At 54.5% G+C, this 25,486-nt stretch carries 19 protein-coding genes; 3 read left to right on the top strand and 16 right to left on the bottom strand.

Features of this window, described 5'->3' with window-relative positions:
• Positions 1–12: 12 nt before the first annotated feature.
• Genes selD through selB form a run of 4 tightly spaced genes read right to left on the bottom strand, consistent with a single transcriptional unit; the run spans position 13 to position 6,549 of the window.
• The gene (gene selD / locus K239x_RS09530; RefSeq protein ID WP_145417593.1) at positions 13–2,193 is read right to left on the bottom strand and encodes a selenide, water dikinase SelD; all 2,181 of its coding nucleotides are present in this window, start codon (positions 2,191–2,193) and stop codon (positions 13–15) included.
• Positions 2,190–3,587 (bottom strand): L-seryl-tRNA(Sec) selenium transferase, encoded by a 1,398-nt coding sequence (gene selA / locus K239x_RS09525; RefSeq protein ID WP_419189875.1) that lies wholly within the window; start codon positions 3,585–3,587, stop codon positions 2,190–2,192. The genes selD and selA overlap by 4 nt, the downstream gene beginning before the upstream one ends.
• Complete coding sequence (locus tag K239x_RS09520) at positions 3,580–4,614, bottom strand: transglutaminase-like domain-containing protein (RefSeq protein ID WP_419189874.1); 1,035 nt, start codon at positions 4,612–4,614, stop codon at positions 3,580–3,582. The genes selA and K239x_RS09520 overlap by 8 nt, the downstream gene beginning before the upstream one ends.
• 51 nt (positions 4,615–4,665) lie before the next feature.
• Positions 4,666–6,549: a selenocysteine-specific translation elongation factor gene (selB, locus tag K239x_RS09515; RefSeq protein ID WP_419189873.1), complete on the bottom strand. Its 1,884-nt coding sequence runs from the start codon at positions 6,547–6,549 to the stop codon at positions 4,666–4,668.
• 199 nt (positions 6,550–6,748) lie between these two features.
• Between selB and K239x_RS09510 the strand changes: the two genes are divergently transcribed.
• Positions 6,749–8,374, top strand: coding sequence for an L-fucose/L-arabinose isomerase family protein (locus K239x_RS09510; protein ID WP_145417589.1), 1,626 nt, complete (start codon positions 6,749–6,751; stop codon positions 8,372–8,374).
• Positions 8,375–9,679: 1,305 nt separating this feature from the next.
• Here K239x_RS09510 and K239x_RS09505 read toward each other — a convergent pair.
• The 3 genes from K239x_RS09505 to K239x_RS09495 form a co-directional block, all read right to left on the bottom strand.
• The gene (locus tag K239x_RS09505; RefSeq protein ID WP_145417588.1) at positions 9,680–10,474 is read right to left on the bottom strand and encodes a creatininase family protein; all 795 of its coding nucleotides are present in this window, start codon (positions 10,472–10,474) and stop codon (positions 9,680–9,682) included.
• Positions 10,475–10,522: 48 nt separating this feature from the next.
• Positions 10,523–10,879 carry a ribonuclease P protein component gene (rnpA, locus tag K239x_RS09500; protein WP_145417587.1) on the bottom strand — a complete coding sequence of 119 codons (357 nt, stop codon included), beginning with the start codon at positions 10,877–10,879 and terminating at the stop codon, positions 10,523–10,525.
• Between the two features lie 62 nt (positions 10,880–10,941).
• Positions 10,942–11,898 (bottom strand): DnaJ C-terminal domain-containing protein, encoded by a 957-nt coding sequence (locus K239x_RS09495; protein ID WP_145417586.1) that lies wholly within the window; start codon positions 11,896–11,898, stop codon positions 10,942–10,944.
• Positions 11,899–12,295: 397 nt separating this feature from the next.
• On the opposite strand from K239x_RS09495, the gene K239x_RS09490 reads away from it, so the two are divergent.
• Positions 12,296–12,823, top strand: a complete 528-nt coding sequence (locus tag K239x_RS09490; protein ID WP_145417585.1) for a hypothetical protein — start codon at positions 12,296–12,298, stop codon at positions 12,821–12,823.
• Positions 12,824–12,868: 45 nt separating this feature from the next.
• On the opposite strand, the gene pckA is transcribed toward K239x_RS09490, so the two are convergent.
• A complete protein-coding gene (gene pckA, locus K239x_RS09485; protein ID WP_145417584.1) occupies positions 12,869–14,476 on the bottom strand; it encodes a phosphoenolpyruvate carboxykinase (ATP) in 1,608 nt (535 codons plus the stop codon).
• Between the two features lie 736 nt (positions 14,477–15,212).
• On the opposite strand from pckA, the gene K239x_RS09480 reads away from it, so the two are divergent.
• The gene (locus tag K239x_RS09480; RefSeq protein ID WP_419189872.1) at positions 15,213–16,943 is read left to right on the top strand and encodes a Na/Pi cotransporter family protein; all 1,731 of its coding nucleotides are present in this window, start codon (positions 15,213–15,215) and stop codon (positions 16,941–16,943) included.
• Positions 16,944–16,983: 40 nt separating this feature from the next.
• Here the strand turns inward: K239x_RS09480 and K239x_RS09475 are convergent, their stop codons facing one another.
• The 8 genes from K239x_RS09475 to K239x_RS09440 form a co-directional block, all read right to left on the bottom strand.
• Positions 16,984–17,799: a formylmethanofuran dehydrogenase subunit C gene (locus K239x_RS09475; protein WP_145417582.1), complete on the bottom strand. Its 816-nt coding sequence runs from the start codon at positions 17,797–17,799 to the stop codon at positions 16,984–16,986.
• On the bottom strand, positions 17,796–19,430 hold the full coding sequence (locus K239x_RS09470) for a formylmethanofuran dehydrogenase subunit A (RefSeq protein WP_145417581.1): 1,635 nt from the start codon (positions 19,428–19,430) through the stop codon (positions 17,796–17,798). Before K239x_RS09470 ends, K239x_RS09475 begins: the two co-directional genes overlap by 4 nt.
• Positions 19,431–19,594: 164 nt before the next feature.
• Positions 19,595–20,560, bottom strand: coding sequence for a formylmethanofuran dehydrogenase subunit B (locus K239x_RS09465; protein WP_419189871.1), 966 nt, complete (start codon positions 20,558–20,560; stop codon positions 19,595–19,597).
• A gap of 27 nt (positions 20,561–20,587) precedes the next feature.
• Positions 20,588–20,938 carry a hypothetical protein gene (locus K239x_RS09460; protein WP_145417579.1) on the bottom strand — a complete coding sequence of 117 codons (351 nt, stop codon included), beginning with the start codon at positions 20,936–20,938 and terminating at the stop codon, positions 20,588–20,590.
• A 168-nt stretch (positions 20,939–21,106) separates the two neighbouring features.
• The gene (locus K239x_RS09455; protein ID WP_145417578.1) at positions 21,107–21,289 is read right to left on the bottom strand and encodes a hypothetical protein; all 183 of its coding nucleotides are present in this window, start codon (positions 21,287–21,289) and stop codon (positions 21,107–21,109) included.
• Between the two features lie 9 nt (positions 21,290–21,298).
• A complete protein-coding gene (locus tag K239x_RS09450) occupies positions 21,299–21,637 on the bottom strand; it encodes a molybdopterin dinucleotide binding domain-containing protein (protein WP_145417577.1) in 339 nt (112 codons plus the stop codon).
• Between the two features lie 138 nt (positions 21,638–21,775).
• Entirely contained in the window at positions 21,776–24,889 is a 3,114-nt protein-coding gene (locus tag K239x_RS09445; protein WP_145417576.1) for a hypothetical protein, read from the bottom strand.
• 30 nt (positions 24,890–24,919) lie between these two features.
• Positions 24,920–25,447, bottom strand: a complete 528-nt coding sequence (locus tag K239x_RS09440; protein WP_145417575.1) for a KdsC family phosphatase — start codon at positions 25,445–25,447, stop codon at positions 24,920–24,922.
• Positions 25,448–25,486: the final 39 nt, after the last annotated feature.

Below are 25,486 nucleotides of genomic sequence, written 5' to 3'. Positions count from 1 at the left end.
GATCGGGATTCCTTAAGCAACGATTTTCAACATCGGTTTGTCCGATGAAATGACCGTCGCGACGCGCACAGCGGGTGGCAGACCAGCGGCGATCAATTCGGAATTCATTTGATCAAGCCGATTCGGATCGATCCCAAACAACAGCCCCCCGCACGTTTGCGGATCGAAAAGTGCTCGATACGAAGCGAGCTCTCGCAACTCTTCGTGCGCATCGACCCAACGCTCAAACCGACGGTTGTCGGGCGCCAGTGTGCTTTGGACACCAGCGTTCAGCAAACGCTCGGTCCCATCAAGCAGCGGGACCTGCTGGAGCGACAATTCAGCTGCGGCGCCGCTTTCACGAAGCATCTCGATCAGATGTCCCGCCAGTCCAAAGCCAGTCACATCGGTCATGGCAGTCGTTTCGTGTGACTTCGCAAACGGAATGTAACCATGCTGTGGAGCCAGCATCGATTCGATGACGCCCAAGTATTCCGAGGCCGAGCAAAGCGACCGCATGTGAGCAGCCAGTAGCACACCAATCCCTAGCGGCTTGGTCAAGCAAAGGACGTCGCCGGATTGCAAATTTGATTTCCGCAGCATGTTGCCATCTGTGCGACCGATGACCGTAAACCCAGCCTCCATTCGCGGGCCAACAATCGTGTGTCCGCCAACAATGTTTGCGCCCACTTCATCAAACTGACGTCGGGCACCGGCCAGGAAATCGGCCAAAGTTCGCTGCTGCGTTGTTTCGTCACCTTCGGACAACACCACATTAGCCAAGGCATGCGTCGGCACCCCACCGCTGGCAATGATGTCACTGGCTGAATGAAGTGCTGCGACGCGTCCAGACAAATACGCATCATCAAACGGCGTGGTAAAGAAATCCGTCGAAGCCAACAGCGTCGATTCACTGTCTTGATGAACAACCGCGGCGTCTTCCAAAGGAATCTTGTCTCCGCCGATCATTGCGATCGCTTTGGCCAGAGGATCGGCGCCCAGCTTGCACCCACAACCACGGCATTGCATTTCGCTATCCGGATCGTCGCTGCTGCCCATCTCCATCGGTCGATACATTTCCATGAAATTGGAATCAATCCGATGCTTCAGCCCCATCACCCAGCGACCTGAAAACGACAGAAATTTCCACTGCCCGATTGCGGTGGAATCGCCACAGTTAAGCAGTTTTAAAAATGATCGCTGTGGACGGTACGTCGTCAAATCCTGGCCACGCAGCAGTCGACGCAGATTTTGCCACAGGACCGGACCTTGGCGAACAGCATAGACGCCGGCTTTGGGCAAATTCTGCGAAACAATCGTTCCCGTGTCGCCGACTGCGAAACAAGGTTTCCCCGATGTACTACGCAGCGTCGCGTCCGTTAGCAGAAAACCGCGATCATCGGTCGGCAAAGCAAATCGTTCCAACGCGTCAGGTGCACTTGCGCCCGTCGCCCAAATCACAATGTCCGCGTGCAGGAGTGAGCCGTTATCTAACTGGATTCCTTGCGGCGTGACGCCAACAACCGTCTGCCCGGTTGTTACTTCGATACCGCGTTGCTGAATCTTTGCCAACGCCTTTTTCCGCATCGAATCGCTGACGCTCGGCAGGACCTGTTTGCTACGCGTGACGATCCGCAAATCAAAGCGACGCTCCGAGTGTTCTTTCAAGAAATTTGGTAGGCAAAGCGAAATCTCCACGCCCGCTACACCACTGCCCACGATCGCAATTTTCAAATTGTCCTGCGTTGCGTCCTTTTCCACACGCCGCACCTGGTCAGCCAGCCGCTGCATGAATGTCTGCATCGGCTTGATCTTGATCAGTGAATCGCTTGCGATGTCAACGTGGTTGGTGGTGGGAACCGATCCGATCCCGATCGACAACGCATCAAACGCGATCGGCGGATGGTCATCCATCAGAACTTCGCGTTTGTGATGGTCGACTCCCCGAACATTACCCAGGATCAAGCGAGCGCCGACCGATTCGCACAAACGAACCAAATCAATTTGCATCTGATCCGGTGGAACCTGCCGAGCCAAAACGGCGGGCATCATTCCCGAATACGTCGCGATGGGAAAATCACTGATGCACGTCAAATCCGTGTCGGGGATCGGATCCATTCCCCACATTCGGACGATGTGCGCATTGGTATGCCCGACACCGACCAAAACAATGTGTTTGCTACAAGACCGATCTCGGTCGCTACTCTGATTCACTGCGCGTGCCCCGATTCCAACTCTGCGAGCGAGTCATTTATTCGACCGGTCAGCAAATTGATTTCCTCGTCAGCAACCGTTCGCAAATCAAGCAACACCGCTCCATCGGTGATCCGGCCTTGCACAGCAGGACGTCCCGATCGCAGAAACTGACAAAGTTGATCGGCGTGGTCCGTTTGAATTTTGATCGCGTGACTTGAAACGCCCACACCGGGCACAGAACCGCCACCAACTTGACTTTCGGACGATACAACAGAAACCGTCGCGGACGATGTCTTGCGAAGCGATTGCACAACCTGTTGGCAGCTGGACTGAATCTCTGCGAGCGGTTTGGACAGCATTTGCATCAGCGGAAGCTCCTGTGTCGCATTGCCAGCCAAGTGAATTTCAGTCGTCGCTTCCAGAGCCGCCAGAGTCATCTTGTCCACGCGAATCGCTCGCATCAGAGGATTCTTGCTCATGCGTCGGATCCAATGCTCACGACCGACGATGATCCCCGCTTGGGGTCCGCCAAACAGTTTGTCGCCGCTAAAGAGCGTTACGTCAGCACCTGCGGCGACACTTGCAATCACATCGGGTTCTTCGATGCCGTATTGGGAAAGATCCCCCACGCAGCCGCTGCCAACGTCGTCAATCACGGGAACCGATTCAGGCCGTTTTGACGAAATCAGCTCCGCGATCGTCGGCTCGGTTACAAAACCAATTTGTGCAAAATTACTGTGATGAACCCGCATGATGGCCGCCGTTTCTTCGCCGATCGCAGCCTCGTAGTCGTGGACATGAGTGCGATTGGTCGTGCCAATTTCGCAGAGCTTCACACCAGCCGCTGAAAAAACATTTGGCAATCGAAACCCACCACCAATCTCCACCAGTTGGCCGCGCGAAATCACGACCTCTTTTCCGCTCGCCATCGTCTGCAAAACAAGCATCGTCGCGGCAGCACAATTATTGACCACCAAAGCTGCTTCGGCCCCCGTCAACTCTTGCAACAATTTCGTCACGCGAAAGCCACGTTTGCTCCGTTTGCCCGAATCAAGGTCCAGTTCGACGTTCGAGAACGCCGACGCCTGCCGAACTCGCTGGATCGCGCGAGCCGCCAACGGAGCGCGACCAAGATTGGTGTGCAGCATGATGCCGGTGGCGTTGATGACATGCTGTAGCGATTCGCGCTGGTTCAAATCGGCTTGCGCGAGGATCATTTCCACAATCGCTTCATGCGACGGGCGTGTGCCTGATTCTTCCGACAGAATCAATTGTCGTTGCGAATCGATGGCCTGCCGAACCCAACCTACTAAACTCTGCCGTGGGCACGACAACGCAAGGTCCTGGATCGCGTCGAAATGCAGGACTTCGTCGACGGAGGGCAATTCGCGGAGCTGCTGCGTTTTATTCATTTGAATCCGCGTTGGGGGCAACATTTTGAAAAGCAAACTGAAGCGAAACCTGTTTTTGATCAGCTAACTTGCCGTTGATTTCGACATGCGGATAAACAAAGTAATTCAGCGGCGGAGAACTTTGTTTGGGCACAAGATCGATGTCGCGTCCTTTCGTAAAACGGATCCGGTCAGGAGAGAGGTTACCAAAGAAGTACTCTTTCAGCTCTGGATGCTTGTCCGCTTCGGAGATGTCGACCGGAAACCAGCCACGGCTTGAATCATAGAAGCTGGCCCAGCAATGATACCCGCCGATTTTTCCAGAAGACTTGTCCGTTGGCAGCGGGAAACCAATCTCGAATCGAGCCGGGATCTTGGAAGCTCGAGCCATTGCGATAAAGAGACTATGAAAATCGGTGCAGTTGCCAAATCGGCTGTCGCAAACCCACAGCACATCGCCATTGCCGTACCCCGGTTCAGACTTGTCGTACCGCACATGTTCATCGACACGGTCATAGATCTGACGTGCGACCGAGAACTTATCCGACGCGATCAACCACTTGATTGGCAGGTCTGCAATCGGAACCATGGCGTTGGGCGACAGGAACAATCGCTCTTCGATTTCGCTCAGCAAATCCTGTTCCTCTGTAGGCGATTCCGCGGTGACTTCGCGGCGCTGGACTTGGTAGCGAATCTTGGCACTGAGCGAACTCTTGTCGCCAACTTTTAATGCCCGGTAAATCATCTTGTTGCCATACTTGGGCTCGCGCGATTCGCTTCCAACGCCCGGCAAGTCACGCGAAAGAATTTCGATTTGCTGATGACGATCGCTTTGCGGAATCGGAAGCCACATTTTGACTTCGTCGCCCTCGTGCAACCCGTCGACTTCAAATCCATAGTCCAACTGAAAGGTGCGACTGCCCGCTTTGCCAGCGGTTGTGTCTCCGCTTGATTCATCCGCGCGAGCAACGGTCTGAAACGGAGCAACATTCCCAGCGACTAGGAACACTGCCGCTAAAAAAACTGCCAGGAAAGAGGTCTTCGTCACGGGGCGTTCCGTCCAATGGATCAGAGGCATGGATCGTAAAAAGTTGGATCATCAAAGGCTGGGCCCCGCGGTTCGCTGATTGCCATCGCGAACCGTCAAGGACATTTTGTCACAGTATTCTAATAAAGGAATGGCGTGTTTCCGCGTGACCTGCCAGCGATCTTTGATTTCGGTCACGGATCGCTCGGCTTGTTCGTCGAAAAGTGCCCGCAGGTCGTCCAGCAGTTCGTGAAAAACGTCGGTTGAAAAGAGGAAGCCTTTGCCCAGATCGGTCAAGATTCGCTGTTGAGTCGCAAATCGCACCGGCGACGAGATCGCATCGGCCGAACAATCCAACTTGACCGCAATTTCCTTTAGAGTCGGCGGCTTGCGAGTGTCTTTGAACAGATCGATTACCTGAGCCATCCTTGCCCGTTGCTTCTTAGACAATTTCGTTTCGTCTGTCGCGATCGCAACATGATGGTTCAACCGCACAATTTGCTTCTCGTCGACCAGTTGGTTGATCACCAACCGAGCGACGGAGGGCGAACCAGTGGATTCAAGTTTTTTGACGAGCGACTCTTCGATCATCCACGCATCTTCAGACAAATCGGCTTGTGTCTTCAGCAATTTCATCGCGTACGCAATCGATCGACTGACCGTTCGACTGCTGACGATGTGTGTCTGGCCTGTCGCTAAAAGATCTCCCGACGCAACTCCTCGCGCAACCAACTGATCAATCGCTGACCGATCGATGCCAAGGTTCAGTTCGATTTGGACGGGATCGATGTCGATCTCGCCCCAATAGTCGCACCATGCAATCAGACGTTTCAAGTGATCTGGTCCGACCAGCGATTGCCCGAGCTCAACAAGTTCACGCTTCTGCGACCGAGGCTGTGTCAGCGAAGCAAGAAATCGGCCGCTGGCGAACGACCCAATTGGGTAGGGACGCCGCAACAGAAACTGCTGACTGTGCGTCGTCACGATTGGCACGTCCGTTTCGATGACCACCACGGCTTGTTCTGCAGGGGACAGCTTGCGAACTCCGGTCAAGCGTGCCTCGCAAGCATTCGTAGCGGTGTGAACCTGCACGGTCGCGGGAATCTTCAACTCCGCCGTGTCACGAAACATATTGATCGCGACCACGTGCTGCGTCGCGGCTTGAAAACTGCCAGCGGCCACCAATTCATTACCGCGACGAAGGTCATTGGCAGAAACGCCCGTGATGTTCATCGCCGTGCGCCGGCCGATTTTGGACGTTTGCACCGACTCGCCGTGGACCTCTAACTCGCGAACTCGCACGTCCGTCGCATCGCCCGCGACTTGCAACAAATCACCGACGTTGATTTTGCCCGACCAGACCGTCCCTGCAACGACACAACCGCGACCTGGAACACTGAACACTCGATCGATCGGCATGCGAAAAAAACCGGATTCGCTGCGAACATCGGTCCGAGCGGCAGATGCCAACGCGTTTTTCAGTTCGTCCAGCCCCGAACCGGTCACGGACGAAATTGGCAAAACAGGAATGTCGTCAAACCCGTAGTCAGCCAAAAAGACTTGCAACTCCTCGGTCAGTTCCGCCAGCGTGTCGGCGTCGGAGAGATCGATGCGAGAAACAGCCACGATCAGTTTTTTGACACCTAGATTTTGCAGGATTGCTGCGTGCTCCAGTGTTTGCTCTTGAATCCCTTGGTCACACGCGACGACCAACAGGCCCAAGTCAATGCTGGAAACACCCGCCAGCAGATTGCCAATGTATTTTTGGTGACCGGGCGCATCGATCAACGCAAATTCGTTGTCGCCCAGTTTGTAGGACGCGAAGCCAAGGTCGATGGTGATTCCACGCCGTTTTTCTTCTGGATGCGTGTCCGTATCGACCCCCGTCAACGCCGCGACCAAAGAAGTCTTGCCGTGATCAATGTGTCCGATTACGCCCACGATCGTGTATGCCATAAGACCAGTTTTGCCGATGAACCAACGTGACGCAATCGCACAGCGACCACGACAGACGCAATTCGCAAAGTCGGTGGGATCACACCAAACCAAGAAAGTTTTACACTGGGCCATCGTCTTACACTGGTATTTTTAACTGGGCACATGCAATTGCCGCTGAGCCGTTGCGTTTGTTCCGCGCGTACCCAAGGAAACGCTGATGACTGCCAACAGTCCTGTTTATCTAATCGCAAGCGGTGATCTTCGGCTGTCGGCCAACCAGACTTGCTGGCCCGCCCAGGAAGCGATGGAAAAACAGTTGATCGAAACCGTCCAGGGCCTGGGTTTTTCCGTCCAACGAGCGCATCAATACAGTGCCGAAACCAAGCATGGTTTCATTGCCAGCCAGCGTGAAGGGTTGGATGTATTCAAGTCGATCGATCCTGAAGCTCCGCTGATTGTCGCCGAAGCCGTCTGGCAATACTCGCACCACATTCTCGCCGGCCTGACGACTCATCGCGGGCCGATCCTGACGGTGGCAAATTGGTCGGGACAGTGGCCCGGATTGGTGGGAATGCTGAATCTAAATGGATCGCTTACCAAAGCAGGTGTGAGTTATTCGACGCTTTGGGGCGAAGATTTTTCGGACGCCAAATTCGTTGACTCGCTGAAGACTTGGCTGCAGTCGGGCGCGATCGTTCATCCGATCAATCACGTCGCGGAAATCCAGCCCGACCGCGTCGATCCACAGTTGGCCGAAACCGGCAAAGAACTGGCATTCGACCTGATGGCAAACAAAGCGATCATGGGCGTTTTTGACGAAGGCTGCATGGGGATGTTCAACGCCATCATTCCTGATCACTTGCTCCACTCGGTCGGTGTTTTCAAAGAGCGGCTCAGTCAATCGGCTCTGTATTTCGAGACGACTCAGGTCAGCGACGAAGAGGCACAGAAGGTCTACCAGTGGTATCTGGAGCAGGGTTTCAAATTCCACATCGGCAGCGATGAAGCAACGGATTTGACGGAGGCGCAAATCTTGTTGCAGTGCAAAATGTACATTGCCGCGGTGCGAATCGCAGACGACTTTGGATGCGACACCATTGGGATCCAGTATCAGCAAGGCCTGAAGGATTTGCTGCCAGCTTCAGATTTGGTCGAAGGCACACTCAATAGTTCCCAACGCCCGCCCGTTCACTCACGTTGTGGAAAACGCGAACTGTACCGCGACAAACCGTTGCCGCATTTCAACGAAGTGGATGAATGCGCTGGATTGGATGCGTTATTGATACAGCGTGTGCACGCCGCTTTGGGGCAACCGATCGAGACCACGTTGCATGACCTAAGGTGGGCAGATTGGGATCAGTCGGGAACGACGAATGAGTATGTTTGGGTTTTCGAGATTTCGGGTTCGGCGCCCGCCGAACATCACGTCGGCGGATGGGCAGGCAGCGAAGGTTTTCGTCAGCCGCCGATGTATTTTCCGTTGGGCGGTTCGACTTTGCGCGGCATCGCGAAAGCAGGCGAGATCGTGTGGTCAAGAATCTTTGTCAAAAACGACCGTTTGCAAATGGACATCGGCCGGGGCAAAGCAATCGACTTGCCAGCCGAAGAAACACAACGACGCTGGGATGCGACCACGCCGCAGTGGCCGATCATGCACGGCGTTTGCTACGGCGTCAGTCGCGATCAAATGATGGCTCGGCATCATGCAAACCACATTCAAGTCGCCTATGGCACCGATGTCGCTAGCGCGGATGCGGCCATGTTCACGCGGGCCGCGATGGCACAAAACTTGGGAATCGAAGTGCATCTGTGTGGCGCTCAGAAGTGCGGCTCCGCTTGGTAAGAAGCGCAGCGTCATTTGGTGTAGGAATTGAATTTGGCAAATTTCAGCCAGCAGGAAAAACCAGCTTCACTTCCGGCCAAGGTGCTGGCCACACGACGCTTGGCATGCAGATTGTCGTAGTGTCTTGCTCGGATTGTGCGATTTTCGCAGGCAATCCCCCCGGTCTAAGCGTCATTGTCAAAATGAACTGGCGGACGGCTTTTGCAATTGCCTATAATAGGACCAATGTTCCCACGCAAAGCACTTTATCGAGCCGGTCGTACAATGCCAGCTATGTTGGCTGCGCTGGCGATATTGTTTTGGCCAGCCCTTGCGACTGCGAACTGTTGCTGCAAACGGGCCGAATTGGCTTCGTTGGCTCTTGCCACGGCGAATGATTGCGAATGCCAATCCGTGTCGTCTTGCTGCAGCGTCAAATCGACTTGCGAATTACCCGCCTCGGGCGACAACATTCAGTCGCAAACATGCCAATGCGGCTTGTCCTGTTGCAAAACACTTTCTGTTCGTCTTTTAGCGCCCGCCGAAAAGAGTCTTTCATCGGGCACGCTAGGCCAAGTCGATTTGGCATTTGATTCGCCGTTCCGGATTGCGTCGATCGACGCGATCCCGTTTGAGCGGCTCTCGTATCGAATAGCGCAGGATCATTGCGCGCAGATTTGTCGTTGGGTGAAATAGCCGCTAGGCGTTTCGACGACACTTTTGCCGACGACAACAATGTCCGCGGCCCATCTATTTTTTTTGATACGAGGAAACCAATATGTCTCGACTATTACTATGTGCTTACTTGTGCCTGCCACTGCTTGCGACAGCGTCGGCGATTCAAAGCTCGTCAGTGGATCAGGCAGCCGATGGCTGTCTATGCGGAGTTTGCGAGGACAATTGCCTGTGCTGCGTGGGCGAAGTTTGCAGCTGTGAAAGCTGTGAGCCCGGGGATTGCGAAGTGTGCGATTCCGCAGCGACAACTTTCACGTCGACGGGATCTGCCGCTTGCGGTGAAGGCGCCTGTTGCGAAAGTGCCTGTGCTGACAGTGCCTGCAGTGACAGCGGCTGCAGTAACGGTGCCTGCAGTGAAAGTGCTTGCGGAGTACTTGCCGGCGACAGCCAGCAGACTTCCACGCTGGACGCCGGCTGCGAGTGCGGACAGTGCGAAGTAGGCTGCGATTGCTGCAACGGCGAAGTGTGCACTTGCGGCGACTGTGTTTGCCCCGCTTGCAAGGCGTAGTGCAATACCAGCACTTGACTGTTGTTAACCGATCAGCCATCTCATCCGAGGTGGCTGATTTTTTTGACGGGTCTCCCGCGTCTTTAAAACGGAAACTCGGCATCCAGCTCTGAATCTGAAAGATCCACGATAAAGTCGGCGACTCGGTCGACGACCACTTTTGTCACTTGGTGGCCTTTTTCGACAGTGGACTGATGAGGATTGCCGGATCCGCAGTTGGTCGTCAGCAGATCCCATTGCCGAGTGATCTGGATCCAGCCTTTGTTTATCGCCTCGAACCGGTTTGCCCGAACATCTCCATCATCGGCCGTCAGTGTTCCGTCCGCATTTTGAGCTACCAAGTGAGGAAAATGCGCAAGCATGAACGAGGTTTCCATTTCACCGGCGTGATCTTCTGGGTGATCAAAAATGGAGTCGTAAACATCGTTGACTAAGCGAAACCAATCGCACAAAAACAACTGGATGTCTTGACCGGCCAGGGTGCGAAGCAGTGGCTTAAAATCGTTTCCACCATGACTGTTGAAAAGCAAAATCTTCTTGACGTTTGATCCGATCAATGAGTGAACGACATCGGTCAAAAACAGATCCAATGTCGCAGGATTGACGTTAATCGCCAAAGGCAGCTTTCGCATGTTGGTCTGGACACCGAACGGAATCGTCGGCAATACGCGAACTTTCGCGCCCGCTGTGTAGGACTGTTCGCCGATGCGGGTCGCAAGTTCCGTCGCTTCGTAGACGTCGGTGCCATACGGCAGATGAAGGTTATGCGGTTCGGTCGCGCCCAAGGGAATCACAGCCACTTCGATATCCGCATCGCGCAGGTCGGCGTAATTGTTTTCCGCCAGCAACCAGGGTCGTCGCTTAGACTGTGTCATCATTGTCTCGATGGTTCAAACGATGGGGCAGGGGAGTTTCGCCAAGCCGACTCAGATGCGAGCCAATTTCTTGGCCGCCTTGGCAGCCAGTTTGGGAACCGATTTTTTGATGCTCGCCCAGGTCGGTTTCGCATCTTTCTTAGGTCGAATGATGATATCGATTCCCGGCGGCACGGACTGCTGTTGCGTGCGATAAGATTCGCGGATCCATCGTTTCCATTGATTACGACAGACTGCGTTGCCGACTTTTTTGGGAATGGTAATCCCCAATCGTGGTCCGGCGTCTGGATCGGACGCGACAGCAAACATCACCAGCACGCCGTCCGCAACGCAGACTCCGCGTCGAATGATCAGCGTAAAATCGTCGCCACGGACGACACGCTGCGATTTTGAAAAGGTTTGCTTCATGACTTTCAGTCTAACGAATCCCAGGACGCACACTCGATAGCGAGATCAGCTGGGCGCCCGCGTTACAACGCCAAGTCGTCGCGCAAAGACTGTGGATTTGCTTCGCTAAACTTACGAATCAAATCTTGTGACGCTTCGTCAATCACGGCTGGCAATTGAATCTGGACTTCGACAATTAAGTCACCAGCTTTGCCCGCTTTGTTTTTGACGCCCTGACCTTTCAGTCGCAAACGCTTGCCGCTGCTCGTCCCTGGTGGGATCGTGAGCGCCACCGTTCCCGCTGGGGTCGGCACTTCGATCTTCGCACCCAACATTGCTTCGCCGATCGTGACGGGCAATTTCAGTTCTAAGTTCTGACCCATTCGGCGAAAATGAGGGTGGTCAGAAATCTTGATCAACAGAATGAGATCGCCACGTGGCCCGCCGTTAGGTGATGGGGTGCCCTGTTCCCGCAGGCGCATCTTTGCGCCCGACGCGACTCCTGGCGGGATAGTGACCGAGAGTTTTTCTCCGTTGACATAAAACTCCGTCTCACCACCGGTGATCGAAAGCTCCAACGGCAACTCAAGCTCGTGACGCAGATTGGCACCTTTCTGCGGCGGTGCTTGACGACTCTGTGGTCTACCTCCGCGGCCTTGCCCACCGCCCATCATCTGTTCAAAAAAATCCGAAAAGCCTCCCTCGAACTCAACTCCGCCACCTCGGCCGCCGCGACCGCGACCGCCGAAAATTTGCTCGATGTCGAGTCCCTCGAATCCAGCGCCGCCCGCCTCCGGATTCCACTGCGTCCCTCTGATTTTCTCGAAATCGGCTCCATAGCGATCGTAGGCGGCCCGTTTGTCTTCGTCGTTTAGTACGTCATAAGCTTCTTGGACGCGTTTGAAACGATCGGCAGCGACTTTGTCGTCGGGGTTTTTGTCAGGATGGAACTTCAGCGCCAGCTTCCGGTGAGCCTTCTTGATGTCGTCTTTGGAGGCATCACGTTTGAGGCCTAACACTTCGTAGAGATCTTCGGACACAGATACACTCGCCACCGCATATCGCGGCTTGGTTGATGGGGAGGAACGGGACTAATGCTGCCAACTTGGCACATCGGCGCGGAAAGGGATAGTCATAGCAAAATCCGAACCAACTCGGATCGACGGCCTAGATCGAGGCCCCAAAAATCACTGTATTTCCGCGACAACCCAGCCTCGAACAGCCAAATGGCATCCAAACGAGGACAAAGTCATGATTCTGCGGATTGAATCGATTCCATCAACTGCACTCCTGAGGATTGCTGTGTGGAAGATCAGGCGAGCCCAACGCCCGGATGCGTGACTTTGTCGGCATTTGGCCTGAGATCGTCGTGCCCAGTGGTACGCTGGAAACGTAACCTCTTCGCCTCCCAGCTCCTGCCACCAATCAGCCGCTGCCATGAAACGACGTGTCGCTTTGCTTTCGATCGCCTGCGTGGCTCTTACGACTCAGATCGCAAGCGGGCAGCTGGCCTTGTCGCAAATCGGTCGGCATCTGAACAGGGAAGCAGGCAAACGGTCCGCACAACCAATCGCGGTCCGGTCATTGGTCTTAACACAGAATGATGGCCATCAAGCCAAGAAAATGGTCCGCGAAATGCCGCGAAGCGAAGCCGAATCAGCCCCAGAGATTTCGGTCCCGAACACGTCGCACACTCGACAAGTCCCAGACAAAAGCGACGCTCAAAACCCGGGTCCGGTGCGGCCGCGATTCGAGATCCGATCTTGGCGAGATCACACCGGCGCGACCATCGCAGTTGGCAAACCGCTCGGCGTCAGCAGCAGCTACATATTGATCACGACCCAAGCGGGAAAGCTGCTCCGCAAACCGCTCAAGGAACTGCATCCGCTCGATCGCCAGTATGCCGAATCCAAACGGCAGTCGATCTTGCGGTATCGCCAGCTGAAAAAACAATCCGGCCGATAGGTTGATCGGCCAGCCCTTCGCTGGCTGATTTGCTTACGGGTGCGACTACGCCTGCGGGCCGGCCGCCAAGACTTCAGCCCGAACACCTTCGGCGTACGTCTTAAAGTTTTCTTGAAATAAGACAACCAGTTTCGCCGCCGTTGCGTCGTAATCGGCCTGACTTTTCCACGTCTGTCGCGGTACCAACAACTCGCTGGGCACGCCTTCGCACTGCGTCACGACATCGAAACCAAAGTTTGGATCCGGTGTAGACGGCGCATCTTTGAGTTGCCCCGAGTGAATCGCATCGATGATGGCCCGAGTGTATTTCAGACTAAAGCGTTCACCGGTGCCGTACGCTCCGCCAGTCCATCCTGTATTGACCAGCCAAACGTTTGCGTTGTGTCGCCCAATTTTTTCCGAAAGCAATTCGGCATACTTCGCCGGATGCCAAACCAAAAACGGGCCGCCGAAACAAGGCGAAAATGCTGCCTGCGGCTCCGTCACGCCCATTTCCGTACCGGCGACTTTGGCCGTGTATCCGCTGATAAAGTGATACTCGGCTTCGGCTGGATTGAGCCGCGAAACCGGCGGCAAAACGCCAAACGCGTCACATGTCAAAAAGATCACGTTGTTGGGGTGCCCGGCCAGGCACGGGATTGCCGAATTGTCGATGTACTCAATCGGATAGGATCCACGCGTGTTTTCGGTGACCGACGTGTTCCGAAAATCCACGTGGTGATCGGCCTGATCGTAAACCACATTTTCCAAAACAGCCCCGAATTTCAGTGCGTCGAAAATCTGCGGCTCTGCTTCGCGTGTCAGGTACACGGCTTTCGCATAACAGCCGCCTTCGATATTAAAAACTCCATCGTCGCTCCAACAGTGCTCGTCATCGCCAATCAATTGTCGGTGGGGATCGGCCGACAAGGTTGTCTTTCCGGTTCCGGAAAGACCAAATAGCACCGTGGCATTTTCGTTGCTGTTGTCGACAGTCGCACTGCAGTGCATCGACAAAACTTCCTGCTTGGGCATCAGATAGTTCATCAACGTGAAAACGGCTTTCTTCATCTCCCCGGCATACTCTGTTCCTAGGATCACGACTTCTCTGGCGTCCAGATCCAGGTCAACACTTGTTTTGGACGTCATCCCGGTCGTGTGCTGATTTGCAGGAAACGCGCCAGCATTCAGGATCGTGCAATCTGGTTTGCCAAAACTTTTCAGCTGTTCCATCGTTGGACGAATCAACATGTTGTGCATGAACAACGCATGGTAGGGACGCGCACAAACAACCCGAACTTTGATTTGGTACTTGGGATCCCAACCCGCGTAGCCATCGACGATGTAAAGTTTTTTGCGAGTGTTCAGATAGTCGATGCCGCGTTCGCGGTTGATGTCGAACCCGTGTTTGTCCAACGGGATGTTGACCGGTCCCCACCAGACATCGCCTTCGGTTTCGGCCGTTCGAACAACTCGTTTGTCGCTGGGCGAACGACCTGTCTTGGATCCGGAGTACGCGATCAAGGCACCGGCATTTGAAATCGCAGTGCCAGGTTCGTCGCGGATCGCTTCTTCGTAGAGCTGCGAAGGGGACGTGTTACGCAGGACTGTCTTGACGGTAATTCCTAGTTCAGCGATGCCCAAATCAACCAAATCTTGCTCATTCAAATCCATCTTGTTTGCCTTCGACTGTTCCCGTGATCCCCGAAACTAAATTTCTATCGAGACGTTATCAGAACGGAAACTCACCGTTCAGTCCACCGACACTTTCAATCGAATCAGCAAGTCCAAATGACTCGCTCGCAGTGTGTCCCCAACGCACATCCAGTTGCCTGTGCAGATGCACCCGATCGCGATCGGAATTGCCGCTTCCAAACTCACAAACCCGATCAACTTGAATCGATTTGGTACCGCCACGCAGCCCGATCAGACCGGTGGCTGGTGTGCGATTTAGTCCTGGGCGATTAAGCCGTGTCGAAGCTGAACACGGCGGCGGTAGTTGTCGCGTAAGGACACCCGTTCACATCTCGGAGCTGCATCTCCCGATTCCGGCCCCCAGTTCCGGCCCCCACATCCCAGTGTGCAACATCCCAGTGTGCAAGTCTGTTCCAGTGTCCAATGTCCCAGCGACCAAAATCCCAGTGCCCGATCCACGGCCCGCGCCCGGGATAGGCCCCGCCAAAACCGAGTCCGTACAGGGGCGTTCTGGCCGGATTTCCCAGACTTTCGCAAACGCGAAAACCTTCGTTTCTATCGTGTTTTAAGGAATTACGTCTCGACATGTAGCAATTGCCCCACCCCCATCTTAACCCTGCCAAGAGTATGACTTAACATTCGTGCCCCGCCCTCTCGATACCATTCTGGCACAGGATTCTGCACCTTGGACTTTTCCGATCTTTTAACACTAACGATGGAGCTTATCGGCGGGCTGGGCATTTTCCTGTTGGGCATGAAAAACATGTCCGAAGGCATGCAAGCGGTCGCTGGAGCTAGTTTGCGACGGATGATCGCGATGGTGACTGGCAACCGCTTCTTCGCCGTCATTGTGGGTGTGATTGTGACCTGCGTGGTTCAGTCCAGTAGCGTGACCACGGTCATGGTTGTTGGATTCGTCAACTCCGGCGTGATGGGTTTGTCTCAAGCGGTCGGCGTGATTATGGGCGCCAATATTGGGACCACGATCACCGGCTGGATCTTGGTGTTGAAAGTGGGCAAATACGGTCTGCCGCTTCTAGGGGCGACCGCGTTCATTTACCTTTTCTCGAAGCGCGAACTTTGGCGTTACTGGGCTCTGGCCCTGATGGGCGTCGGAATGGTTTTCTTTGGCCTGGAGATCATGAAAGATGCCTGCAAGATCATCAAAGAAATGCCGCAGTTTGAAGCTTGGTTTCAAGCGTTTACTGCGGACACGTACTGGGGCGTATTGAAATGCGCATTGGTCGGATGCCTGCTGACGACAATGGTTCAGTCATCATCGGCCACGCTAGGAATCACGATTTCGCTGGCGACCGAAGGCATTATCGGCTACGAAACCGCCGCGGCATTGGTGCTGGGCGAAAACATCGGAACGACCATCACAGCGTTCTTGGCTTCGCTAGGTGCGACGACCAATGCACGCAGGGCAGCCTACTTTCATGTGATCTTTAACATCATCGGCGTGCTTTGGATCACAGCGATTTTCCAGTGGTACGTGAGCTTCATTCCCTGGCTGGTCGAAGGATCCTTTATCAAGGGATCCTTCTTGGAAGGATCTTGGTTGGAGAACTGGTTTCTGCAAGCTGACGTGGGACAAGCGGTCGTCGAGACGAATCCGGACACGGGCAAACAATCAACGACCTACCCCAATACAACAGCGGCAATCGCAGCGACCCACTCTATTTTTAACGTCGTCAATACACTGATGTTCTTGCCGTTCGCGGGCATCCTTGTCCGAATGCTAAATTGGCTGGTGCCGGGCAAAGAGTTCAAGGAGAAAGCTCGTCTGACGGATCTGGATATCCGAATGCTGGAAACGCCACTTTTGGCAATCGAACAATCTCGCAAAGAAATCCAACGCATGGGCGACGGCTGCGACAAGATGCTTGTCTGGCTGAGCGACCTGACACAACAGGACGAACAAGATGCCGCCCTGGGCGATCGATTGAAACAACGCGAGCAAGTTCTCGACTCGATCCACGACGAAATGGCGGTCTTTATCACCAATTTGATCTCCGGAAGCGTGCCGCACTCGGTAGCGGACGAAGCCCGATTGCAGCTTCGGATGGCCGACGAGTACGAATCGATCAGCGATTACATCGTCAATCTGAATCGTTTCGATCGCAAACTGCGGCGAGACGGACTTCGGTATTCCCAGCAACAACGCGATGAGCTGAACCAACTGAATCAGCACTTGGCGGAATACCTGTCGGCGATCAACGCCGCACTAATGTCGGGCAACAAGAATATCGCCGTCAAAAGTGATCCTGCCTCCAAACGCATCAAAGTCGAAATCAAAACGCTTCGACGAACTCACTTGGACGATCTTTCAAATGGCGAGATTGCCCCCCAAGTCAGCGTCGCTTTCTTGGCGGCGTTGAACGCGTACGATCGTGTTCGCGATCACGCCCAGAACATCGCAGAATCCATCTCGGGCGAGAAATAAAGCTGGCAGCCGATGCAGGGCGTGCCCCGCAAGCATTGGTTCAAACCGGATTCCAAACCAGCAGTTCGCCTTTTCCGCTGACGCCCATGTCACCGGCGTAGCGACTGTAAGTCCCGGCCGACACTTTGTATGGCAAGTCAATTCCATACTGAGTCAAGTGCTTGGCGTAAACGTTGACGAACGTCGGATTGTACGCCCCGCTGTACGCGAACGTGGGCATCACCTGCGTCGGCTGACACGAAATGATCGTGCCCCGATTCATCCAAGCTCCCGTGCGAATCTCCGCACCACTCAGCATCACAATCGTGCCGCCTTTCATTTGAAGTCCCGCAAAATCTCGCACGGTTTTGCCGATCACGATTGTGCCGCGTTTCATTCGCATGCCGACTTCCAGCCCCGCTGTTCCGTCGACCAGGATCGTGCCGTTTCGCATCCCTGCCAAACTCCCTCGGTACGCGGCTCCGATCTGTCCGCCGCCGTTGCCGTGAATGCGAATCAGGCCGCCGGTCATTTCCGCACCGATCCAGTCGCTAGCGTTGCCGTTGACCGTGATCGTTCCACCAGACATCTGGGCTCCCAAATGCATGCCCACGTTGCCGGTAATCGACAAACTGCCACGGCTCATTCCTTTGCCGATCATGCGGACACGGTGAAGGTCGCCGTGGATTTCGATGTGCTCTGATTTTTCGCCATCGATATCAAAGAAGTCGTCTAACCGGCAAACACGCTTTCCGTGGTAGACCGTTAGCGCAGCGATTTCCGATCGCGACAAATCGGCAACCGTGTCCGGCGTGATGACCTCCGTTTCCAATGGTACCGAAGGCGATTCTTTTAGCGTTAATGTAATTGTGCTCATTCGACCGGTACGCACTCTTGAATGTCAGGATGCTCGATTCGTTCCATTTCGACGGGATAATTCTCGAACTGCATGGTGTACAGTTCTTCAAAGAGCGGCTGCAGAAACGCTTCGGTATCCGATTCGTATTTCGGCTGAACGATAAATTCACGCCCGTCCGGTGTTTCGCGAATCTCGCCTTCTTCGATCACCACCTCGCCGCCTTTGATCACATAACGCGGGTGACCAAACATGTGTTCAACATCGTCTTCTTGGTTGTAGATCACGATGTCGGCATCGGCACCGATGCCAAGGTTGCCTTTTTGTTTCAATCCCAACGCTCGTGCTGGCCCCGCTGACATAATCGTGGCGATTTCGTACAGCGTGTACTCACGCGTAATCTCTGGAAGCGTGATCTTGTTCATGATCGATACCGGAAGTTTCCGCATGCATTCGTTGCGAAAATCAGCACACATCAACAGCTTCACGATTTCGGGGTATCGCCAAAAACACGCTCCGTTGGGATGGTCCGTCGACAGAAAGACTCGCCACGGATCGTCAATCAACAGCAACAACTCCAGTCCGACAGCCCACTGGACAGCGTTGACCAAGTTGCTGGGCTTGTAGGTGTAGGGAACGATGCCGCAACCGGTTTCGTTTTCCACATCCAAGTTGCCCCACTTGCGACCGGTCAACTTGTACAACAAATGCTGCCAAGGTCCATCGGCTGTGATGGTAACCGTGTCGCCAAACAAAACCGCCCCTGCGTCGGTGGTCATATTGGGGTGTGCGTTGAAATACTCAGCCAACTGAGCCGCCTCGGATCGCATGGTCGTCCAATCGTCACCGCCGTACGCGTGGTACTGAAGGTGAGCCAAGTGAGCGCGATGACCTTCCAAGTGCTTCATCGTTTCGATGGTCGTCGAAATGTTGCCAGGCGCTCCCAGATTGTTGCAGTGCAAGTGGATCGGATGCGGAAAGCCGAGTTCATCGACCAGCTTGGCCAAATTCGTCACCACATTGCCAGGCGTCAGGGTTTTGTAGCCTGAGATTGTCTCGGTCAGCGTCTTGGCATCGTTACCGTATTTCCAAGCTGCGACTCCGCCCGGATTGACCGCTTTGACCCCGTAGGCTTTGGCAGAACTGACGTACCACGCCAGCACTTGCTTAGCACGTTCGAGTTCGCCTTTTTCGATCAAATCCAACAGAATTTCGTTGTTGGCCATCAACACCAACGAACTTTTGTCGACGATTGGAATATCGCTCAGCTCTTCGTGCGTGTGTCGTGCCGACAGCACTGGCACGGCAGCTTCGTTGACCGTCGTGAACCCCATTCCTGCATACAGATACCCTGTGGCAAACGTCGTGGGCGCCATGCCACCGATTCCGCTACGCCGCGTCTTTGTACGAATGAATGCTTGAGTGCGGCGATGGTCTTCGGGCGTCATCGCGCGGGCAAAGTTGATTGATCCCCCCGCGACGTGAGTATGAACATCAACGCCGCCCGGGAATATCACCATGCCCGTGGCATCGATGGTCTTGCCTCCATCGACCGAGCCAACAAAGCGACCTTGGTCGACGCATAGATCGCGCACTTCCCCGTTGATTCCGTTGGCCGGATCAAAAACTTTTCCGCCGGTGACACGCAGCATGTTGAAACTCAGAAAAATGGTTAGGTAAAAGGCGGTCTTAGCTGGCTGCCAAGCGACACGCAGCGTCTGGTCGGACGCCGAGTCGAACAATTTTGTTTAGTGAATCGATTCAGCCTCGTTGGATCGAGGCTTGGCACTTCGGATCGGAACGCGAGGTTGGGTAGTTAACTAATCGGTTGATGTTGGATCGACTGCGGACGTGTTCCCAGCCAATCGGCTTTCTGTGCGACCGCTTCATTGATCCGACGCACAACCTCTTCGTCCGATGGGTACGGCGAATCGATCGCTGGTTTAAGTGGCAGTGGAATTTCGTCCATGCGGTAAGCAGTGCCGGGTGCGGCGATGCCCGCAGGAGCGGTCGTGATGTGGACTTTGGCAAGCTTGCTGGTGTGCGTCACGTGCGGGTCCAACACGATCGTGGGCACCTTGGCCATGTGATCGATCGCTGGCTGCGGCATTGTCGCGCCCGGATCGGCACCAATGATAAATGCACAATCGGTATCACCACGCACCAGCACGTCCACGGTCGAAAATTCGCCCGGATTGTACCGGGGGTATCCGCGGTTGAACGTGATACCGAACGGATAGCCCGTTTGCCATCGCATGATCACATCAGCGCCCGTTACGTTGCCGTGGCCTCGCATCGGCATCGCAACAAATTTGGTAAACGCATTGAGCTCGGCGGCCAGCGTCAGTAGAGCTGCCGAATTCATGTGTTTTCCACGCGTCATGGACAATCCCATGCCAAAGAAAAACACACCGAACTTGGCCGCTTTGGCGCGGTCCAGAAAGTCGACGCATTGTTCTCGTGTGAGTCCAGTTTCGGCAATTTGGTCGTCCGTGACTTTTTGTTCACGCAGCATCGCTCGGAGCAACGTGATCAATTCAAAGTCCTTTCCAGGCCGAACTTGCAAAAAGACATCGGACGCTTTGACGCTTTTGGTTTCGCGAATATCGACCAACACCATCGTGCGGTCTTTGCGGCCCGCCGGTAGGTGCTTGCTCTTTTGCATGAGCGAATATTTAGTGAAGTGACGCGGATGACATTCTGCCGGGTTACCGCCCCAGTAAGTGATGAAGTCAGCACGGTTTTTGACTTCGCCGAGAGTACAAGTGACTTTGCCGCCCAACTGGGCTGCGATTTCGGTCGGACCGTGTCACAACGATGTGTGGCTATCGAGCAGACCACAAAGCTGGTCCGCCAACGCCACACACTCCTTTTGTGCTTCGCAAGTCGTATTGCTCATGCCGTAAACCAACGGCATGTCCGCGTCATAAAGCAAATCCGCCGAGACCTGGATCGCTTCTTCGACCGAAGTTTCTTTGCCATCGACGATCGCGTCGGGATACTTCTTGTCGCCCGTGTGATTTAAGAACCAGGCTTTGCCGAGCACGCAAGCTTTGACTGCTTTGTGAATTCGGTTGCCATCGCTGTGCAGCTGGATATCGTCACACACGCATCCGCAAAAAGTGCACGTCGCGTTGTTGATGATTTTAAGTTCGCTCATGGCTGGCCCAAAAAAGAGTTGCGGCTACTAGGATTCGCGCGTTTGAGATACCGGCCAAATCCAATTCAGGCTCAGTGGAAAAGCCAAATTCGGGGACCAAACTCGAAACGGTTACTGATCGTCACACGTGTTGTCGGCATCCGAACCGGATGCGGGAACGGTGAACGTTCAACCAAGCGCACGGCCATGGCAACTTCCGCGGACTCGTCGCGGCATGAAACGGCCTTCGGCAACTTCTTCCCATCCGTCCACTTTTTCGACCGCGTCGTCCACGCCGGCAGGCAACTGAAAGTGGGGCGAATCGGGACCCGACAGATCCTTTTCTGGTTCTGCTTCGGCATCATTGAGCATGGTGTTTTCCTATTGAACTGGTTCCACGTCGACTTCCCAGCCTTTGCTGGTCGGCATACCGGTACCATCGGTATCGCCGCCCATCAACTTGCACGTCGGTGGACCATACGGAACAAAAACCATCCCTTCGGGCACCTTGCCTTGGACGCACGTAAACTGGGCTTCACCATGTTCAGTGCGAACGCGAACGGAATCGCCATCCGAAACACCAATCGCGGCCATGTCATCGGCATGACAAGTCAGCGTGGTAGTCATTTGGATGTATTCGTCACTGAATTTCCCGATATTGACTTGCACGCCTTGCTTAGCCGTCCGAGTGGGATTGAGCAACAATCGAATGGACGACATGGCGGGCGTAAAACCAAGCGAGAAAAACGGTCACGAATCGTTTCGATATCTTACCGTGACTGCGTGCAGAGGGTCAACGCAAAGCCCGAAACGTAGCTGATCAAATCGAGGCAAGCTGACTAAAGCACCGGGTTGCCGTTAACGATTTTCTCGTTGCGGTAAATTGCCCGCGCTGAATCTTTCCAAAACCATGTCGACGATTTCGAGAGTTTTGGGCCGAATTGTCATCTTTCGGACAGTCATATTCGGTCCCGTTTTGCCGTTGGCTTCGGTTTTACGAATCACCGCCCCGCGACTGGGAGCACCTTCCAGCGTGAACAAGTCTTTCAAAGACGAATAAACGGCTCTCGCGGCGGTTCCTTCGAGCAAGCCTTGTTCGCTGCGAGATCGAAAAACGACTCCGTCCTGCGCTTTCATTTCCCAAGGAGTGCTGATTCCCGGAATGTTGGGACGGTTTTCCATCCCCGGCGCGACCGTCAACTGAAGCGTGTCGCAATCGACTGTAGACTCGCCATCGGAAATGGAATCCATCTGATGCGCATCAAATGTATCTTGCCAATCGACAACTTGCTTGACACCCACACGCACTCCACGCAAGAACGACAGCGATCGATTCGCTAGATCGCCTTGCATCGCTTGGTGGTAGACCAAGTGAACGCCCATCAAACTGCGGCTTTTGGTCGACCCTGCATTGGCTTGGGTCTTCGCATCGGATGGCGACAGCGGGCCTTTTGCATCGGCATACATCCAAGATCGATACCACCCCGGACCAGCACCGATTAGCTTGCCGCCTCCGCCGGGAAGTAGCATTAACCGGGGCGCTTGCATCACATGCCGAGCTTCACGCACTCCGTCGGCTGCGAATTGTTCGGCTTGAACCAGCACCGGCTGATCTTCGCTTTGCAGCAACGTCACTTGTTGGATCGATGCTCCGCGAAGCGACTGGGCTTCGCCGAATTCAATGTTTTCCAGCAGCACTAGTTCCAATCGATCACCGATCATGTGAATCGACCAAGGTTTTCCCTGGTTGACCAATTCCGCCGTAATGTCCACTCCATCGGTCAACACCGCTGTCTTGCCGTCGAAAATCATCTCGCCGTTCCATTTACAGTTCGGCGGTTTGGTCCAACGAACTTTATCCGGGCGGTCACCCGAGAGTGACTGCGGAAGAATGGCACTTGGCATCTGAAACTGCCCGGCGCCTTCGATGCGCACGATATTGTCGCTGGGCCAGATGTTGATTTGGGGACCGATGAAGTAACCGTCGCCGAGCTTGAACTCCGATGGAACACCGGGACGACTTCCCAATTGCAGCACGTCTTTGCCGGCTTCGCTGGTCAAAAGCAATTCACTCCCCGTCAGTTCGGCTGGCAAGGTTTGCCCACCGGCTTCGATGGAATGAATCAGTTCGACATTGCCCGCGACGCTTAGATCCTTGACGCTGACACCGCTTTCATTCATCCGAAGCTTGGCGGCGATTTCGTCGCCGGTGACTTTCGGTATCTTCCTAGCGACAGGCTGTTTCGGTTGATCTTGATCGGTTGGCTGAGCAACCCATTGTCGCAGTGGACTGTTGGGAGCAGGATCCGTTTGACCGTTCGGCTCCGTGATCACTTCTGGATTGGGTTCGTCGACGAAAAAGAGCACCAACCGCTGAGTCTTTGCATTCACGGCGGCATTGTTTAGATGCACGTTGCCGATCGCTTGAAAACGGTCGGGACGAATGGTTTGCTTGGATTCGCTGGTTGCTCCCGCGACGCCCAAACTGCTTGCATCGCTAGGCACCGTGACCGCTCGCAGTACACCATCGATTGCATCGGAACGAAAATCACCGCCATCGGTGAATCGGGCCTGCACGTCACCGCTGACTTGGATCGAGAGATCATTGTCTAACTTGCCGGGCAGCGGTGTGCCAATCGGCTGTAGTTTGAAGCTGTCTGACCATCGGAACTGGCGAACCGGAAGTTCTGGATCCAGTACGTTGACGATGCCCCAGCCAAACGTGTCGATCGTTCCAATCGCTCCGGGGGTTTCGGGATTGTACTGGTAGGAAAGCTGACTCAATTGAGCAGACAACGTACCACGTCGAATCTCGACGCCTTTACCACCGCTGGCACGTAACAATCCGCCGAGAGCATCAAGTTCAATGCGATCGGCCGTAATACGACAGTCCAGACTGGGCAAGTCAATGACGGCGGGCGTGCCCTGCGCGTCAATTTTGCTAAGCCAGTCCAGGGCGCTGACGCGCGGCAGATTTCGGTTTTCGGGTTCGCGAAAACTCAGCTCCAACGATTCGCATTCAAATTGGTCGTCTGCTACACCGGGTACGTGATGCTGAAGCGAGACGTGCTCCCGCAGTGAAAGCAGGTCCAACGCAAAGTCATACTCAACGCGTCCATCGCAGTTTAGCTTGACAAAGGCGGCGGCTTCCTTGGTGACGACCGCAGTCTCGGGAACCGATCCGAAATCAGCGAGCCGAGTCAGTTCTTTTTCGCCTTCGATGGCCGGCAAAGGCGCAGGTAAATCAAATTGTTTCTGCTGGCTTTTCGCGAGCGAGTTCTTTTCCAACGGAATGATGAACTCGTCTAAGTAAATCAGTTCCATGCGATCCAAAATCGCCGCCGCACCACTGCCACCTTGATCGGATCCGGCCGAAGCGGCCAGATGCAACGTCAAGTCGCGACCGACCATCCGGGTCTCGCCCATTTCTAATCGGATCGGTTCGGTGGTCCATACTTTGCGATTGTCGATTCCAACATTGGACGTGCGAATCAACAGCGGACTCTTATTGGGATCCACCGTGGGACGGCGAATTTCGACGATTCCCATCATGCGTCCGCGTTCGATTGGCGGCGCACCGCCGCTCATCATGTCCAATGATTCGGTAAATCGAATCTCGGCTCCTTCGGCGGCTTCCAGAATGATTGGTTCAGGGTTGGGCTGATCCGTTGTGCCACGGCCGACCACTAACGTGATGGGCCAGAGTTTCCACTGGTCGTCAGCGATTTGTTCCCAATGCTGGAACAGCAGTTCGCCATCGGCCGTCTTAAGTTTCTTGCAGAGTCCGCGTTGCCACGCGCCGTCCGGGAAAATGTCACCCAAGTCGTCGTTGTTTTGTGGTTTGTGATCGACAATTTCAACCGTTTCAACCACCGGCGGCAGTAACCATCGTTTGGAAAACGAATCGTACATCAGCGCGCACGATGACAGCACGACCAGAGCTAAGAAGTAATGAGCAATGTTTCGGAACATGGATGCACTTTCGCGCCGTAGCTAGTGCAACTAGCTGGGCACGCAGGCCTCCCATTGCTTCTTGGCACGCAACAATCGTTCGACTAATTCGCGAACGGCGCCTTCGCCGCCACCAGATTTCAAAATCCAATGAGCAGCGTCACGAGCGTCATTGGCTGCGTCGGCCGGGGCGACGGCTAGCCCTACGTTGTTCATGACCGGAATGTCAGGCAAATCATCGCCGATGTAGCAGACTTGTTCTGCGCTGCAGCCCAGCGAATCCATCATCGACTGAGCGGTGGCGCCTTTTTCGGCATGCCCTTGGGCGACGTGTTTGATGCCAAGCTCTGCCGAGCGTTTTTCGACTATCGTGCTTTGCCGTGACGTCAAAATGCAAAACTCATACCCGCTCTGCATCCACAGCTTGATCCCCAGTCCGTCACGAACGTGAAATTGCTTGCTCTCGACTCCCTTGCCGTCGTAAATGATACGGCCATCGGTCAACACGCCATCGACATCGGAAATGATGCAGGTGATGGAATTAGCGATATCGGAATCGGAACGAAGCAGTGACGGCATGAATGCAAGATCTTAGAAGTGATGTTTGGATGCTGACGA

The sequence above is a fragment of the Stieleria marina genome, assembly GCA_007741555.1.
Lineage (GTDB): Bacteria > Planctomycetota > Planctomycetia > Pirellulales > Pirellulaceae > K23-9.
This window is presented reverse-complemented; position numbering and strand designations above follow the sequence as displayed.